Raw genomic sequence first — 16,327 nt, 5'->3', positions numbered from 1 at the left:
CGCTGGACAGCTTTGAAGACAACATCGCCCAAACATTCGAATCCCCCTCGCTACGCCGTCCCCAAAAGCGGCGTCGATGCCTGATGACAAAACAGCCTTGACTAAGGCAATGCGATTAGACAACCGCCGCACACTTTTGCGCGACATGCTCTAGAGCTTTTCCGGGAATGCCTGAGCAAACATCGGATAATGGCGTCGGCTCAGGCGCGAAGCCTGTTCACCGCCACTTGCGGGCATCCGCGCCATCCTGGCAGCCATAGGGCGGCAGGGCATCGACAAATGTGGCATGAAGCGCGGCGCATCCCCATTCGTTGATCGGGCCGGGCATACGGCTGTTCAGCTCGATACCGACTTCGTCATACGGGCTTTCCACGTTGGTGACATAGCGGTACCAGCGGAAACCGATGATCACGACGAATGCAATGACGAGGATCAGCAACAATTGAAGGGCTCGGCGCAATATACTCTCCTTGAAAATCAATAGAATCAGGCCGGTGTCCTATCTTCGACGGCCGGATCGCCTGCCTTCCTATTGAGTTGCACCGATATGCACAAGATGACCGCGTGATGGGCGGTCATCTTCCATATGCTTATGCCACGGAAATCTTTGGCGTCTCGCCGCCTCGCGCCTCTTCCCCGGCGCCGATCGCCATTCCGGCGCGCCGACCCTCATAGAAGGCATAAGGAGCCTGTCTCGGCGCCACGCCATCGCCGATCTCGACGAAGGGAATGCCGAGTTCGGCGAGTTCCAGGGCGAGCCAGTTGGCTGCAATGTTGGTCGTGGAGAATACGAGGCTGTCGGCTTCGATGGTCTCGCGCTTTCCCGTCAGGTGGGAGACGAGCGTCGCGGAATTGCCTTGCCAGCTTTCCATGCTGGTCTCCGTCCGGAATTGGACGCCGAGCATGCTCAGCGTCCGCCGCAGGGGGACGTCGGCAGAGGTGCGTTGCAGTTCCTTCCCGATGAGCGCGTCCGGCGTCACGAGCACGACCTCATGCCCCTGCTCAGCGAGTTTCCAGGCCGTGCCGCAGCCCTTCCATCCGCCGGTTTCGTCGATCAGCACGACGCGTTTGCCGAGCCTTGCCTGACGGGCCATGACGCTTTCGGCTGAGAAGACGTTTCCTCGTGCGATGCCGTCGAGAGACGGGCGATCGGGCATGGCCTTCTGAAAGCCGGTTTCCTGCGGCAGCGATCCGGTCGCCAGGATCACCACGTCGGCCCCGATGCTGGCAACGTCGCTTGCCTCGAGATAGGTGTTGAAGCGAAGCTCGACGCCGAGTTTTTCGAAGCGCGTTTGGTACCAGCCGATGAGATCCAGTATCTGTGCGCGGCGCGGCTGCTCGCCCGCCAGGCGGAAGGCTCCGCCCAGCCGATCCGACGCTTCCGCCAGGACGACGCGATGGCCTCTTTCGGCCGCGACACGTGCTGCTTCCAATCCCGCCGGCCCTCCTCCGACGACCAGGACGAATTGAGGATTGCCGGCAGGTTCGAACCGGTCGCCTCCCCATTCGGCTTCGCGCCCGACGGAGGGGTTGATGAGGCAGCTGATCCAATAGTCTCGCGACCGGCGGCCCCAGCACATCTGATTGCAGGAAAGACAGCCCCTGATGTCCTCGGGCGTTCCCAGGCGCGCCTTGTTGGCGAGGTGCGGATCGGCGATCTGGCCGCGGACGATGGAAACCAGATCCGCCGCCCCCTCCCCCAGCGTGATTTCCGCGTTTTCGGGTGTTCGGATATGGCTCTCCGCCGTGACCAGCGCGTGGCTCACGACCTTCTTCAGGCGTGACGACAATTCGATACCCAATCGCTCCGGATAGAGAAAGGTCGGCATCAGGCTGCCATAGTCGAAATATCCGCCGGAGCCGCAAGTCACGTAATCCATCAGCCCCTCTTCATCCAGGCCGGCGACGATCTCCGTCAACTGGTCGCGATTGAGAGCCGTCGGACAGCCGGGTTCGTCGCTGACAGCAAGCCCGATGATGAAGCCCGGACCGCAGGCACGCCGGATGCGGTCGAGAATCTCCCGCGAGAACCGCGTCCTGTTTTCGAGACTGCCGCCCCAGCGATCCTCGCGGCGATTGTAGAACGGCGTCCAGAACTGATCGAGAAGCCCCCCATAGGCGGCCCAGACCTCCACGCCATCAAAGCCTGCCGCCTGACAGCGCAGCGCCGCCTTGACGAAGGCGTCGATGGTTTCCTCGATCTCGCCCTCCGTCATCGCATGCGAGCCGTCGCTATCGTGGTAGCTCGGCCCTCCCGATGGCGACCAATGGGCATGAAACGATAGGTCGGAGTCACCGTGGCTTCCGACATGATAGAGCTGCTGAAGGACAACTGCCCCATGCTGCTTCACGCTGTCTGTCAACTTGCGGAACGCCGGGATGACGGAATCGTCAGACGTCCGGAAGTTGCCGCGCGTCAGCACGGCGGCCGGGTGGACGGGCATCGGCTCGACAACGATCATGGCTGCCCCGCCGATCGCCCGTTCGACGTAATAGGCGATCGTCTGATCGCCCGGCAATCCGTTGACGGACATGTTGGCCGTATGGGCGCCGAATACGATCCTGTTGCGCAGCCTGTGGCCTGCCAGCGTGATTTCGGAGAAGGTCTTCGGAAAGGAGCTTGTCATCTTGAATCCCGATATCGGTTCTGCGGTTCGATGTGTCCATGGATGCGCCCGCGCTGGACGAGTGTTGGTAATGAATTTCGGTATGAACCGATCTTGGTCGCCGCCATCGGATGGTGCTGGTCCTATATCTACAATCCTGCGCGTGCCGATCGGATCGACAGGGGTGAACTTACCTGCATGACAACAAGGTTCTTCATTGTGTTCCCCTGTTTGTGCTTTTGACACGTCTGCGTGGAATGCTCGCTTCCCGTGCCGATCGATGCGAAATCGATGATATTTGTCTTGGTCGCCGCCGTATTGTACGTTTAGGACAATTTCGATGGCCCGGAGGACCTTCGCTTGCAGCGCGACTATTCCCAATCGGGGCCAAGCAAGCCTGCGCCTGATATAAGCTGCCCGCTCAGGGTGGGGATCGTGGCGACGCCGAACTTCACGCTGATGCCGCTTGCCTGCTTCACCGACTTTCTCAGGCTAGCTGGTGACGAAAGCGACTTCAGCCGTCGGATCTACTGTGATTGGGAGCTGCTGTCGCACAATCTCGATCCGGTGCGATCGAGCTGCGGCCTGGAACTGACACCGGGCAGGACGTATGGAAACCCCGGCGACTATGACTTCATCGTCGTGCACGGAGGCATTCTCCATGCCGATCAGAAGGTTCCACCGGAACTTTACGACTTCGTCACCGCGGCTGCCCGCAGAGGCGTGCCGGTTGCCGGCAACTGTTCAGGAAGCTTCGTGCTGGCCGAGGCGGGCCTGCTTGAGGGAAAGAGATGCGCGGTCCATTTCACATTGGCGGGGCTGCTGCGTCAGAATTTCCCTGACATCACTCCCATCACCGACCGGCCGGTCGTGGTCGATGGCAACATCATCACCTGTCCGGGCGGATTGGCCTCGATACAGCTCGCAATGTATCTGGTGTCGAACGCCTGCGGGGAGTCCCGTGCGCACAAGGCGTTTCACTACCTTCTCGGCGATCACGGTTTCGACCGGCAAGGAGCCGTCGAAGAACCCGATCTCGGCGTGAAGTGCGCAGACCGCCGCGTCGCCAATGCGATAGGGCTGATGCGGCAGAAGATGTATGAGCTTTGTTCGGTCGCCGACATCGCGGCAAGCGTCGGTACATCGGAGCGGGAGCTTTCCCGGCTTTTCCGCAAGCATCTGCAGGCCGCTCCCGGCGAATATTGGCGCGGGATGCGCTTGAAAGCCGCGAAGTGGATGGTGCTCAACAGCGATCGCTCCATCGCCCAGATCGCCTATGAATGCGGGTTTACCGATTGCGCCCATCTGGTGAACTGGTTCAGGCGTACCTATCACGTCACGCCCGCAAAATTGCGCAGATCGCATCGTGAACTCGGGGTGCGCTGAGAGCCGCGGTCCCGCGGCTGGCCGCTCAACCGAGGCCACGCAGAAACTCTTCTGTCTCCATGAGTTCGAGCTGCACGGAAAACCGATCGTGCAGAAGTTCGAGCGATGCATCATAGGTGTCGTCGGCGCTGCTGCAGACGGCGTCCTTCAGCACGATGACGCGATAGCCGAGATCGATCGCCCCGAGCGTCGTGGCGAGCACGCAGACATCCGTTTCGCCGCCAGTGATAACGAGTGTGTCGACCCGATCCGACTGCAGGACCGCGTGAAGCCGGCCGCCGATCCAGGGAGAATAGGTGCGTTTGTCGAAGTGTCTTGCCGGCGGAACCAGCGCGGCGAGCGACGGAGCCAGATCGACGAGGCCGCGCGGCAGATGCTCGCCGGTCATCATCCACCATTTCCGGTAATAATCCCGCCACTTTCCCGGCATCTCGTCCGGACGCTCTGGCGGCACGAAGCGGGTAAAGATCGTTTGAGAGGGGTGCCGGCCGGCAAGTTCCTCGATCTGGGGAGAGACCCGCGCCATCCAGGGGACATGCCACGGCGTATCTTCGGAAAACATCCGCTGCATGTCGACACAGAGGTGCCGCCACTCCCCGATCTCGCCCATTGCATCCTCCATGACGGCGCTAACCGCTCTCAGGAGGGAAAGTTCCGCGATCGGGCGAGGTCAAAAGCCATTCATGCGATGGCTTTCGGAGCGTTCACAGGGGAACCGGCGGTACTCCCGGCATCCTGGAAGCAGTTGAGTTCGTGAAGGGGAACCGGCCTGGAGAAGAAATAGCCCTGGAGATCGGTGCAGCCGAGGGCGGCCAGGAAATCGCGTTGATATTCGGTTTCAACCCCTTCGGCCGTCGTCGAGATGGCGAGGTTGCGGCTGAGCGCGACGATGGCGCCGATGATGGCTGCCCCGTTGGCTTTCGTGCCGAGCATCGAGACGAAGGAGCGATCGATCTTGATCCGGTCGATATCGAAGCGCATGAGATGGCTGAGGCTTGAATAGCCGGTTCCGAAATCGTCGAGCGAAATCTGCACCCCCCGGCTGCGCAGCGACTTCAGCACCGTGTAAATTTCCGAGTTGTCCTCGATGAGCGAGGACTCGGTGAGTTCGAGTTCAAGCCGCGATGGCGAGAGCCCGCTCTCCTGCAGCACGGCAAAAACCTCCTCGCCGAAATTCGGCCGTCTCAGCTGGGAAGGAGACACGTTGACCGCGACGAAAGTGTTTTCCGGCCAGCTGCTGGCAGCTTTGCAGGCTTCGCGCAAGACCCAGAAGCCGAGCGCGTCGATAAGTCCGCCCTCTTCTGCCGCGGGAATGAAGCTTGCAGGCATCAGCAGTCCGCGCTGACTGTGACGCCAGCGCACCAGAGCTTCCGTGCCCGATGCCTGAAATCCCTGCTCGGCGCGGTGGACCGCCTGATAATGGACCTCAAGCGACCCGAAATCCGGCTTGTTCGGATCGAGCGGCGCACCGTTCGCCGATGAGTTCGTGCCGGCGGCCAGGACTTCCCGCAATTCGTTCTTGAGAATGTCGCGCGCATTCCTGCCGCCGTCCATCGACGGCGAATAGATGCGCCATTGGCCTCTCCCGCCCATCTTTGCCTCGTAGAGCGCGACGTCGGCATAACGCATGATATCGTCGGCATTCCGTCCGGCGTCCGGCACGACGGTTACACCGATCGAGCCGCCGACGCGTGCGACCGCTTCGCCGTGCAACAGCGGGAAGGGTTTGGCAAGTTCGGCGACGATCGCCTGGCAGATTGCCGGCAGAATCTTGTCGTGATCCTTGATGCCGCGGAGAAGCACGGCGAATTCGTCTCCGCCAAGCCGGGCCAGGGTATCGCCGGGGCGAAGCACGGAGCGGATACGGTCCGCCGCAATCCTGATCAGCTCGTCGCCGGCGGCGTGGCCGAACGTATCGTTCACCGCTTTGAACCGGTCGAGATCGAGAAGCGCGACCGCCGAACGCTCGGTCGAATTCCGCGTTTGAGCCAGGCACTCCTCGAACCGCATCGCGAACAAGGCGCGATTGGGAAGACCGGTCAGCACATCATGCAAGGCGAGCTGTCTTGCATGGAGTTCGCTTTTCCTCAATTCGCCGAGACTGCTTCGCAGCCGCACGAGCAGGACCGAAAACAGAATTGCGATGACGAAGGCGGCAATCGAAAGCGCCGGCATCAATCGGCCGATCACTCGCGAACCTGGAAGGTCGGGCCGCCATACGATGAAGCCGATCGGTTCGCCGTTTGCCGTCGCGTCGATCTGGAATGCGACTTCGTCTTCGTCGGGATCGGCGGTCCGCGCGAAGCGGGCGCCGTTGAGGCCCTGTTCCCGGCTCAACTGGTCCAGCGCCGCCCCGTCGAGGAACCGCACGGCGATCAGGAACTGCCGCATCGGCTGCTGCCCGTGATAGGCTTCGGTGATCGGCGCCACCCCGACGATCGTCGGTCGGCCTTCCAGCCGCATCAGGTTGGCCAGCCCATGGTTGGAAGGCGGCGAACCGGCGGAAAGGCTTTCCGGTGAAGCCGGCGTTTGGCTTGCGGCCAGACGGGCATCGCGCAGGAGCGGCAGGAAGAGAGGCTTCATCCAGCGATAGCGTTTTTCCGTCTGGGCGTCCGTCAGCATGATCAGCTCGGCTTTTTCGTCGACGACAAAAGCCTGGTCGTAGCCGAAGGCGGACATTGCCGTCTGGCTGATCGCGCTTCCGGCTGCTGCCGACAAAACACTGTCGAGAGTGGAGGAGCCTCCGCTTGGCCGGGGATAGGCGCGGTTCGTCGCAAGATAGCCGTTCGCCACCTGGCCGATGACATGGGCGACCTGATCGACCTGTTCCCTCAGCCGGGCATTGACGAGCTGCCTTTGCCGGTCGAGAGCCGCGGCGTCGCTTTCGGTTCCGGCCCAGAGCGCCGAGAGCACGACGAGCCCAATCGCGCCGAGCCCGCTGATGGCGATCAGAAAAAGGATTCTCCCCGAAGCGATCCAGGACTTCTGAAACGTATTGGAGCTGGAGGGAAGAACGATATGCAAGCGCAGACCCCTAAACACCGCTAGACTAGGGCGCAATCACCAAAACAAAATTAACGCTGCCGTCGACGGTAACAAAGAAGCGTTCACGTAGAATTAAAGGCTAATGCTCACTATTGGGAACGATCGACTATGTGTGAGGGAGCCGGACAATGATGCGCAGATCCATCCAGACCAAATTGCGCGCAACGCTGATGGTCGGCGTGGGCGCCATCCTGGCCGCGACTTTGCCGCTCAAGGCTGTTGCGCAGGATGCCATGCCGATGCGGGTTGCCGTCGAAGGGGCGTTTCCGCCCTTCAATTACCTCGATGCCAACAACAAGCTTCAAGGCTTCGACATCGATATTGCCAATGCGCTCTGCGACGTCGGCAAGTTCGAATGCCAGTTCATCATCGAGAAGTGGGACGACATGATCCCCGATCTCGTCGGCAAGAAATACGATGCGATCATCTCGTCCATGTCGATGAGCCTCGAGCGGCGGCAGAAGGTCGCCTTCACCGAAAAATACTATGCCAGCCCGTCGGTGTTCATCGCTCGCAAGGATTCGCCGATCAGCGATGTCAGCCCCGCCGCCCTGAGCGATAAAAATCTCGGCGTGACCTCGTCGACGGCGCAGGAATCCTATGCCAATGATCTGTATCCCGACATGAAGAAGACGGTTTTCCGCTCTTCGCCGGAACTCTACAAAGGACTGGCGGATGGCAGCGTCGACATCATCCTGGAGGATAAGCTCGCCATCTACGACTGGATCGCGAACACGAAGGCGGGAAGTTGCTGCGAGTTCAAGGGTCCGGATCTGCTCGACGTCACCCACTTTGGCGAGGGCGCCGGAATTGCGGTGCGTCTCGATGATAGCGAACGTCTTGCCCGCCTGAACGCAGCCTTGAAGACGATCAAGGAAAACGGGACTTACGACATGATCAACGCGAAGTATTTTCCGTTCAGCATCCAGTAATTGCCGAGCGCATTTTCGCGATTGTCGTGAGATGGCCGGTTCGTCCGGCCATCTCTGTTTCATCCTGACGCGTCAGGCGGCTTTCGCGACCTCTCCATGCGGATCGAGGACGAATTTCGTCGCTGCTCCGTGGTCGAAGCTCTCATAGCCCTGAACGGCATCGTCAAGCGGGATGACCTTGGCGTTGACGATATCGGCGATCGGCAGCCGGTCGTGGAGGATCGCCTGCATGAGCTGGCGATTGTACTTCAGCACCGGCGTCTGGCCGGTGTGGAAGGACTGTGCCTTGGCCCAGCCGAGGCCGAAACGGAGCGAGAGATTGCCGTGCTTGGCGGCATTGTCGACGGCGCCCGGATCTTCGGTCACGTAGAGGCCGGGAATACCGATCGAACCTGCGGCGCGGGTGATCTCCATCATCTGGTTGAGCACGATCGCCGGCTGTTCGCCGCCCGAGTGGCCGCGTGCCTCGAAGCCGACGGCGTCGATGGCGCTGTCCACTTCATTCGTGCCGACGACCTGGGCGATCATATCGCCAAGGCGGTCGCTCTGGGACAGGTCGATCGGTTCGAAGCCGACCTTGGCAGCATGGGCCAGACGGTCCTTGTTGAAATCGCCGATCATGACGACGGCAGCGCCGAGGATGCGGGCCGAAGCCGCAGCGGCGAGACCGACCGGGCCGGCGCCGGCGACGTAAACGGTCGAGCCGACTCCGACGCCCGCGCGCACTGCGCCGTGGAAGCCGGTGGGCAGGATGTCGGAAAGCATGGTGAGATCGCGGATCTTCGCCATGGCCTTGTCCCGATCCGGGATCTTCAGGAGGTTGAAATCTGCGTAGGGAATGGTGACGTAACGCGCCTGTCCGCCGATCCAGCCGCCCATGTCGACATAGCCGTAGGCGCCGCCGGCACGCGCCGGGTTCACCGTCAGGCAGACGCCGGTATCCTGGGATTTGCAGCAGCGGCAACGGCCGCAGGCGACGTTGAAGGGCACCGAGACGATATCGCCGATGTCGAGCATCTCGACGTCGACGCCTTTCTCGATGATCTCGCCGGTGATTTCGTGGCCGAGGACCAGGCCCGGCATCGCCGTCGTGCGGCCGCGGACCATGTGCTGGTCGGAACCGCAGATGTTGGTCGATATCACCTTCAGGATGACGCCGTGCTCGATGCGGCGGCCGTCCGGCGCTTCCAGCTTCGGATCGTCGATGTCGCGGACTTCGACCTTGCCCGGCCGGAGATAGACGACGCCTCTATTCTTGCTCATGGATTCCTCCCATTGTTTGATGCCTCGGGCTGCAACCGATGCAGTCGACGGCAATCCTTTCCTCCGGCCTGCCTCCTTTGCAGCCCGGTATTCACAACGCCGCATCGGGCGATACTCGAATTTCGCAGATAGGCAGGATGGAGGAGAGGACTGAGCACGATAGGTTTGGCCTGTCGTTCCGCTCGTCATCGCCCGCCGCAATCCGTAGATCTGCTGCGCAAAGAGCTGGTTTCGGGCTCCAGAACCTCCTTTCGATCCATCTCGATATCTTTCCGGATGTCTATCCGGCGATTGCCTTGAGGATTTCAGTTCTTCTACCGTTGCGGGGCAGCACCGGCTTTGAACCGGCCTCCCAATGGTTCATGTCGCCAGCCTGCGAGGCGGCGCCTTGAACACGACAAACAAACCATGCCCGGCGGAAAACAGCGCCCGAAAAAACGACATGGGTGCAACTCAAAGACGACAGTCGGCCAAGCGGCAGCGGCTGGCGGCTCGAGAGAATGATTTTGTCCCGGAATAGGGCGGTTTTCCGATCGCTTCAAAGAATTGATCGCAGGGTTTTAGCCACCGCGCGACCGCCGGCTGCGCTTGGCGTCTACAGCCGTGTGCCAGAACACGGCTCCGATGATGATCGCGCCGCCAAAATAGGTGGCGACGGGCGGCTGCTCGGAAAACAGCAGCCAAACCCAGAAGGGCGTGAGTACGATTTCCATCGTGCCGATCAGCGCGGCTTCGGCCGGCGGCATCCGCTTTGCTCCGGCAAGGAAGAGCACCAGTGCCAGCGAGAAGTTGGTCGCGCCGAAGGCGGCAAGGACGATCCAGTTGTGCAGGTCGAGCGAGCCGACCGAGCCGAAGGGCGCGAAGATGACGAGAGTGAGGAAAGCGCTGACGACGGTCGGCGGCAGGCTCGGCACCTCGGGGCTGATGCGCGGAATGATGATGACGAGCGCGAAGGAGGCCGTCATGCCGAGCGCCAGCAGATCCCCCCAGCCCGTGCCGCCGCCGATCGACGAAGCGACGATGATGCCGACGCCGAAGAGGGAAACGGCGCCGGCAATCATCGTTCGCCTGGCCACTCTCTCCTTGAGGATGAGCCAGCCGAACAGCGCGGCGATGAAGGGCGTCGTCGCATAGATCATCGTCACATTGGCGACGGTGGTCATGTAAAGCGCCCCGATGAAGCATCCCTGACTGAAAGTCTGGCATGCGATCATCGCAAGTCCCGATGGATGGAAGACGGATCGCCATTGCCGCCGCGAGATGCCCCCTTCGAGGAAAAGACAGGGGATCAGCAGAAACAGGCCTCCGAACAACGACCGCCAGGCGATCGCCGTCCATACGTCGGTGGTCAGGAGCCGCGAGTAAACACCGCTCGCGCTCCAGGCAAGGGTCGCGGCAATGATGAGAAGCACACCCTTCTCGTGCTCGCTGCCTGCGAGGTCTCTGGCCGGATTTTCAATGGTCACGCGGATAGTCTCAAAGAAGGAAGTCGAACGCCGCTCATTTCTGCGCCAGCAATTGACATTAGACAAACGAATAGTAGTGATGGCTATCATCGAATTTTTCTATGGCTTGCCAATGCACGAGGCTATCGAAAGCGACCTGCTGCGAACCTTTCTGGTCGTTGCCGAGACGTCGAACTTCTCCGCGGCCGCGCAGCGCATCGGGCGCACGCAATCGGCCGTCAGCACACAGATCAAGAGGCTCGAGGCGGCGATCGGTGAGCCCCTCTTCGAGCGCGGCGCGCGCGGCGTGCAACTCACGCGCCCGGGCATACAGCTGGTGCCCTATGCGCGCAGGGTCATCGATCTCCTGAACGAGGCCGCCGCGACGATCCGCAGCAAGCCGCTGGACGGGCCGGTGCGCATCGGAATTCCCGAGGAATACAGCCAAACGGTGCTGCCGGCGGCGCTTGCGGCTTTTGCCGTGCGTCACCCGGCCGTCGAGGTCACTGTCTCCTGTGATTATACATCGCGCAACCTTGCCGCTCTGGAGCGGGACGAACTCGATCTGGCCGTCGTTTTCGACTGGAGCGACCAGACGAAAGGTGAGGTCATCTGCATCGATCCCACAGTCTGGGTCACCTCGATGGTCCACCGGCTGCACGATCTCGATCCCCTCCCCATTGCAACCTATCGCAACTCCACCTGGTCACGTGATTTTGCGCTCCGGTCGTTGGAGCAGATCGGCCGCAACTATCGCATCGCTTTCATCGCGGATACGGGTTCAGGACTGAAGAATGCCCTGATCGCGGGCCTTGCCGTGACGACACTTTCCCGCAGCAGCATCCCGCCCGGCTGCCGGGAACTGACCGCCGAAGATGGTTTCCCGCCGGTCGATTCCTCGAAGGTCGTGCTCCGCCGCAGCACCTACCGTTCCACCGAAGCCATCCGCGAACTCGCCGAGATGATCCGGGACGCGTTCCAGCCTACGTCGCTGCCTCCGATGACGTGACGCGGCGGCGCAGGCGGCGCCGGGTTTCGGACGGGCTCTCGGAAAAATTCGCCCGGTAGCTTCTGGCAAAGGCCGAGGCCGAATTGAAGCCGGTTGCCGCCGCGATGTCGGCGAAGGAGGCCGTCGTCTCGATCACCTTGCGGCGCGCCGCATTCAGGCGCAGCGCGAGATAATGCACATGCGGCGGCGCGCCGATGCTCCGCTGGAAGAGGTCCTGCAAATGCCGGGCGCTGATGCCGACCCTGCGGGCGATCCGCGCCAGGATCAGGGGCTGCTCGATATGTTCCTCCATCAGCCGCACCGCCTGCGCCACGCGGGGATCGTGCATGCCGAGCCCCGCCGAGGCGGCGGAAAGCGGTTCGTCCGCATGAAAGGAGGGCTGTTCGTAGCGGAACAGCCGGCTGACTTCGAGCGCCAGCGAATAACCCTGCCGCTGCCTGATGATCTCCAGCATCAGGTCCACGGTCGGAAGCGAGCCTGACGTCGTCAGCCGCTTGCTGTCGATGACGAAGCGATCCTTGACGGCCCGCACTTCGGGATAGGCGAGCGCAAAATCCTCGTAGTCCTCCCAATGGACGGTCGCCGGCAGCCCATCGAGCAGGCTTGCTTCGGCGAGCAGCCATGTGCCGGACTCGATGCCGGCGATCATCGTGCGGTAACGGGCTGACTGGGAGAGCTGCATCTTGAGCGCCGGCGTGGCGCTGCTGTGCCAATTGTAGCTCGCAAGCACGAAGAGCGGCCTATCCTCGGTCGTCACCTGAAAGGTTCCCTCGGCTGGAATGGCAATATGGCTGGTGGTCGGGATCGGCGCCCCGTCCGGCGTCAGCAGCCGCCAGCGATAGAGCTCGCTGCCAGAGATGCGATTGGCGCCGCGCAGCGGCTCGATGACCGACGCGATCAGGATCAGGTTCGTATCCGGCAGCACAAGAAGGTCGATATCGAGCCGTTCCGTCGATCGCTGCAGCAAGGCCACCTCCATGAGTTCCGATAATGTATCAAAGACCTCTGAAAATGCAAAGCATCCTCTTCGGTGCTGCCGCGTAATGGAGACAAGACGGGAGAACAAAAATGCCTCTAGCGATGAACCGCGATGTCTTCATCACCTGCGCCGTGACCGGTGCGGGCGATACGGTTTCCAGATCCAGCCACGTTCCCATTACTCCCAAGCAGATCGCGGATTCCGCGATCGACGCCGCCAAGGCTGGGGCGGCCGTTGTTCACTGCCATGTCCGCGATCCGGAAACAGGGGCGGCCAGCCGCCGCAACGATCTCTACAGGGAAGTCACCGACCGCATCCGCTCGGCCGATATCGACGTCGTCCTCAATCTCACCGCCGGCATGGGCGGGGACCTGATCTTCGGCGATGTCGAAAGCCCCCTTCCCCTCAATGCGAGGGGCACCGACATGGCGGGTGCTACCGAGCGCGTCAGCCATGTCGCCGAGTGCCTGCCGGAGATCTGCACGCTCGATTGCGGTACGATGAACTTCAATCTCGGCGACTATGTCATGACCAACACGCCGGCCATGCTGCGGGCGATGGCAAGCAAGATGACGGCTCTCGGCGTGCGGCCCGAGATCGAAGCCTTCGACACCGGCCATCTCTGGTTCGCCAAGCAGCTCGCCGAGGAGGGGCTGATCGAAGACCCGGTGCTGATCCAGCTCTGCATGGGCATTCCATGGGGGGCGCCCGACGATCTCAACACCTTCATGGCGATGGTCAACAACGTGCCTGCCAGCTGGACCTTCTCGGCCTTTTCGATCGGCCGCAACGCCATGGCCTATCCGGCCGCGGCGGTTCTGGCCGGCGGCAACGTGCGCGTCGGCCTGGAGGACAATCTTTTCATCGGCAAGGGGCAGCTCGCCACCAATGCGCAGCTTGTCGAAAAGGCCGTGCAGGTGGTGGAAGGCATGGGCGCGCGGATCATCGGTCCGGAAGATGTCCGCAAGAAACTCAAACTGACGAAGCGCTGAGGGTGGCATGACAGGGATCAGCAAGGCAGCCTGTATCGGCGGCGGCGTCATCGGCGGCGGATGGATCGCCCGTTTCCTGCTGGCCGGCATCGATGTTGACGTGTTCGATCCGCATCCGGAGGCGGACCGCATCGTCGGCGAAGTGATCGCCAATGCCGAAAAAGCCTATGCCATGCTGACCGGCGCACCACTGCCGCCGCGCGGCAGGCTGAGTTTCCGCAAGACGCTGCAGCAGGCCGTCACTGACGCCGACTGGATCCAGGAAAGCGTGCCGGAAAGGCTCGACCTCAAGCGTGGCGTGCTGACCGAGATCGATGCCGCGGCGCGTCCCGACGCTCTGATCGGCTCTTCCACCTCTGGCTTGCTGCCGACCGATCTGCAGCGCGACATGAAACATCCCGAACGCCTCTTCGTCGCCCATCCCTACAATCCGGTCTATCTGCTGCCGCTCGTCGAAATCGTCGGCGGTGAGAAGACCTCGGCCGCAACCATCCAGGCGGCGATGGAAAGGCTGCCGCCGATCGGCATGAAGGGTGTCCATATCGCCAAGGAAATCGAGGCCTTCGTCGGCGACCGGCTGCTCGAAGCGCTCTGGCGCGAGGCCCTTTGGCTGATCCACGACGACATCTGCACCGTCGAGACCCTTGACGATGTCATCCGCTATTCCTTCGGCCTGCGCTGGGCGCAGATGGGCCTGTTCCAGACCTATCGCATCGCCGGCGGCGAAGCGGGCATGCGCCACTTCCTCGCACAGTTCGGCCCCTGCCTCGCATGGCCCTGGACCAAGCTTACCGATGTCGTCGATCTCGACGATGCGCTGATTGAAAAGATCGGCCGGCAATCCGACGAACAGGCGGCCGGCCTTTCGATCCGGGAGCTCGAACGCATCCGCGACGAAAACCTCGTCGGCATCCTCCAGTCCCTCAAGGGCGGCGATGGCGGCAAGGGCTGGGGCGCCGGCAAGCTGCTGAAGGATTTCGAACAATCGCTCTGGGCGCAGGGCGGCGGCCCGGCCGTTCCGGCCGATTCGTCGAAGCCTCTGAGGTTGATCGAAACCAAGGTGAGCCCTGCCTGGGTCGATTATAACGGCCATATGACCGAGCACCGCTACCTACAGGTTTTCGGCGATACCTCGGACGCGCTGCTGCGCCTCGTCGGCGTCGATCTCGCCTATGTCGAGGCGGGCTACAGCTATTACACGGTTGAGAGCCACATCCGCCATCTCGGCGAAGCCAAACTCGGGCAGGCGATCCATTCGACCTGTCAGGTTCTGGCCGCCGACGACAAACGGCTGCATGTCTTCCACACTCTGCACGATACGGCGACGGGCGAAGCTCTCGCGACCGCCGAGCACATGCTGCTGCATGTCGACAGCAAGGCGGGCAAGTCCGTGCCGGCGCCGGCCGTCGTGCTCGACAAGATCAAGGCAATCGCCGCGGCTCATTCGGAATTGGCGCTGCCCGAAGGCGCCGGTCGTCACGTCGGCCAGAGGCGATAGGAGAAGCGGCATGGATTTCGGTCTCAGCGAAGAACAGGAAATGATCGTCGACACGGTTCGCGCCTTTGTCGAAACCGAAATCTACCCGCATGAAAACGAGGTGGAGCGGACCGGCTTCGTACCGCCGGAACTCGGGCGCGAGATCCAGCGCAAATGCATCGAACTCGGCTTCTACGCCTGCAATTTCCCCGACGAGGTCGGTGGCGCCGGCCTCGACCATGTCACCTTCACGCTGGTCGAGCGGGAGCTCGGGCGCGGCTCGCTGGGGCTGACGGTTTTCTTCGGCCGGCCTTCCGGCATCCTGATGGCCTGCGAGGGCGAGCAGCGTGAGCGTTACCTGCTGCCGGCGGTGCGCGGCGAGAAGATCGATGCGCTCGCCATTACCGAGCCGGATGCCGGTTCCGATATGCGCGGCATGAAATGCGCCGCCCGCCGCGATGGCGGCGACTTCGTGCTGAACGGCACGAAGCATTTCATCTCGCATGCCGACGTCGCCGATTTCGTCATCGTCTTCGCCGCGACCGGCGAGGAGGAAACGCCGAAAGGCATCAAGAAGAAGATCACCGCCTTCCTGGTGGATCGCGGTACGCCCGGGTTCGAAATCCTCAAGGGCTACGAGTCCGTTTCGCATCGCGGCTACCACAACTCGACGCTCAGTTTCGAAGATTGCCGCATTCCAGAAGCCCAGGTGCTGGGCGAGGTGCATCGCGGCTTCGATATCGCCAATCAATGGCTCTATGGCACGCGGCTGACGGTTGCCGCGACCTGCGTCGGCCGGGCGCGGCGCGTCTTCGAGATGGCCCTGCCCTATGCCGCCGAGCGCAAGCAGTTCGGCAAGCCGATCGGCGCCAATCAGGGCGTGTCGTTCAAGCTTGCCGATATGATCACAGAGATCGATGCGGCCGACTGGCTGACGCTTGCCGCCGCCTGGCAGGTCGATGCCGGCCGTCCCGCTGACCGGCAGATCGCCTCGGCCAAGCTCTACGCCTCGGAAATGCTCGCCCGCGTCACCGACGAGGCAATCCAGATCTATGGCGGCATGGGCCTGATGGACGACCTGCCGCTCGCCCGCTTCTGGCGCGATGCGCGCGTCGAGCGTATCTGGGACGGCACGTCAGAAATCCAGCGGCACATCATCAGCCGCGATTTGCTTCGGCCCTTGGGAGCGTGAG

The 16,327-nt window shown here is 62.1% G+C and carries 12 protein-coding genes, 1 pseudogene and 1 riboswitch; of the genes and pseudogenes, 6 read left to right on the top strand and 7 right to left on the bottom strand.

The features are described 5' to 3' along the window. Positions 1 to 217 precede the first annotated feature (217 nt). Both ATY78_RS08225 and ATY78_RS08220 read right to left on the bottom strand, forming a co-directional pair. The gene (locus ATY78_RS08225) at positions 218 to 460 is read right to left on the bottom strand and encodes a hypothetical protein (protein ID WP_088681852.1); all 243 of its coding nucleotides are present in this window, start codon (positions 458 to 460) and stop codon (positions 218 to 220) included. 130 nt (positions 461 to 590) lie between these two features. Next, positions 591 to 2,627, bottom strand: a complete 2,037-nt coding sequence (locus tag ATY78_RS08220; protein ID WP_088681851.1) for an FAD-dependent oxidoreductase — start codon at positions 2,625 to 2,627, stop codon at positions 591 to 593. 339 nt (positions 2,628 to 2,966) lie between these two features. Between ATY78_RS08220 and ATY78_RS08215 the strand changes: the two genes are divergently transcribed. Further along, complete coding sequence (locus ATY78_RS08215) at positions 2,967 to 3,992, top strand: GlxA family transcriptional regulator (protein WP_088681850.1); 1,026 nt, start codon at positions 2,967 to 2,969, stop codon at positions 3,990 to 3,992. A 25-nt stretch (positions 3,993 to 4,017) separates the two neighbouring features. On the opposite strand, the gene ATY78_RS08210 is transcribed toward ATY78_RS08215, so the two are convergent. Both ATY78_RS08210 and ATY78_RS08205 read right to left on the bottom strand, forming a co-directional pair. Then, positions 4,018 to 4,602 (bottom strand): cysteine hydrolase, encoded by a 585-nt coding sequence (locus tag ATY78_RS08210; RefSeq protein ID WP_088681849.1) that lies wholly within the window; start codon positions 4,600 to 4,602, stop codon positions 4,018 to 4,020. 71 nt (positions 4,603 to 4,673) lie between these two features. Continuing rightward, complete coding sequence (locus ATY78_RS08205; protein ID WP_088681848.1) at positions 4,674 to 7,016, bottom strand: EAL domain-containing protein; 2,343 nt, start codon at positions 7,014 to 7,016, stop codon at positions 4,674 to 4,676. A 149-nt stretch (positions 7,017 to 7,165) separates the two neighbouring features. Here ATY78_RS08205 and ATY78_RS08200 point away from each other — a divergent pair, with 149 nt between their 5' ends. Next, a complete protein-coding gene (locus tag ATY78_RS08200) occupies positions 7,166 to 7,969 on the top strand; it encodes a transporter substrate-binding domain-containing protein (RefSeq protein WP_088681847.1) in 804 nt (267 codons plus the stop codon). 72 nt (positions 7,970 to 8,041) lie between these two features. Here the strand turns inward: ATY78_RS08200 and fdhA are convergent, their stop codons facing one another. Next, on the bottom strand, positions 8,042 to 9,232 hold the full coding sequence (gene fdhA / locus ATY78_RS08195; RefSeq protein ID WP_088681846.1) for a formaldehyde dehydrogenase, glutathione-independent: 1,191 nt from the start codon (positions 9,230 to 9,232) through the stop codon (positions 8,042 to 8,044). Between the two features lie 205 nt (positions 9,233 to 9,437). Next, positions 9,438 to 9,638, bottom strand: a riboswitch (cobalamin riboswitch). Positions 9,639 to 9,792: 154 nt separating this feature from the next. Next, positions 9,793 to 10,698 (bottom strand): EamA family transporter, encoded by a 906-nt coding sequence (locus ATY78_RS08190; RefSeq protein ID WP_088681845.1) that lies wholly within the window; start codon positions 10,696 to 10,698, stop codon positions 9,793 to 9,795. Between the two features lie 79 nt (positions 10,699 to 10,777). Here ATY78_RS08190 and ATY78_RS08185 point away from each other — a divergent pair, with 79 nt between their 5' ends. Further along, positions 10,778 to 11,686: a LysR substrate-binding domain-containing protein gene (locus ATY78_RS08185; RefSeq protein ID WP_245313517.1), complete on the top strand. Its 909-nt coding sequence runs from the start codon at positions 10,778 to 10,780 to the stop codon at positions 11,684 to 11,686. Here ATY78_RS08185 and ATY78_RS08180 read toward each other — a convergent pair. Next, positions 11,661 to 12,685, bottom strand: a pseudogene (locus ATY78_RS08180) (GlxA family transcriptional regulator). The gene ATY78_RS08185 and the pseudogene ATY78_RS08180 overlap by 26 nt on opposite strands. 69 nt (positions 12,686 to 12,754) lie before the next feature. Between ATY78_RS08180 and ATY78_RS08175 the strand changes: the two are divergent. Genes ATY78_RS08175 through ATY78_RS08165 form a run of 3 tightly spaced genes read left to right on the top strand, consistent with a single transcriptional unit; the run spans position 12,755 to position 16,326 of the window. Further along, positions 12,755 to 13,657, top strand: a complete 903-nt coding sequence (locus ATY78_RS08175) for a 3-keto-5-aminohexanoate cleavage protein (protein WP_088681844.1) — start codon at positions 12,755 to 12,757, stop codon at positions 13,655 to 13,657. 7 nt (positions 13,658 to 13,664) lie between these two features. Further along, a complete protein-coding gene (locus ATY78_RS08170) occupies positions 13,665 to 15,155 on the top strand; it encodes a carnitine 3-dehydrogenase (protein ID WP_088681843.1) in 1,491 nt (496 codons plus the stop codon). Positions 15,156 to 15,165: 10 nt separating this feature from the next. Next, positions 15,166 to 16,326 (top strand): acyl-CoA dehydrogenase family protein, encoded by a 1,161-nt coding sequence (locus ATY78_RS08165; RefSeq protein ID WP_088681842.1) that lies wholly within the window; start codon positions 15,166 to 15,168, stop codon positions 16,324 to 16,326. Position 16,327: the final 1 nt, after the last annotated feature.

This window comes from Rhizobium sp. R635, assembly GCF_002211285.1.
In the GTDB taxonomy this organism is placed as follows: domain Bacteria; phylum Pseudomonadota; class Alphaproteobacteria; order Rhizobiales; family Rhizobiaceae; genus Rhizobium.
This window is presented reverse-complemented; position numbering and strand designations above follow the sequence as displayed.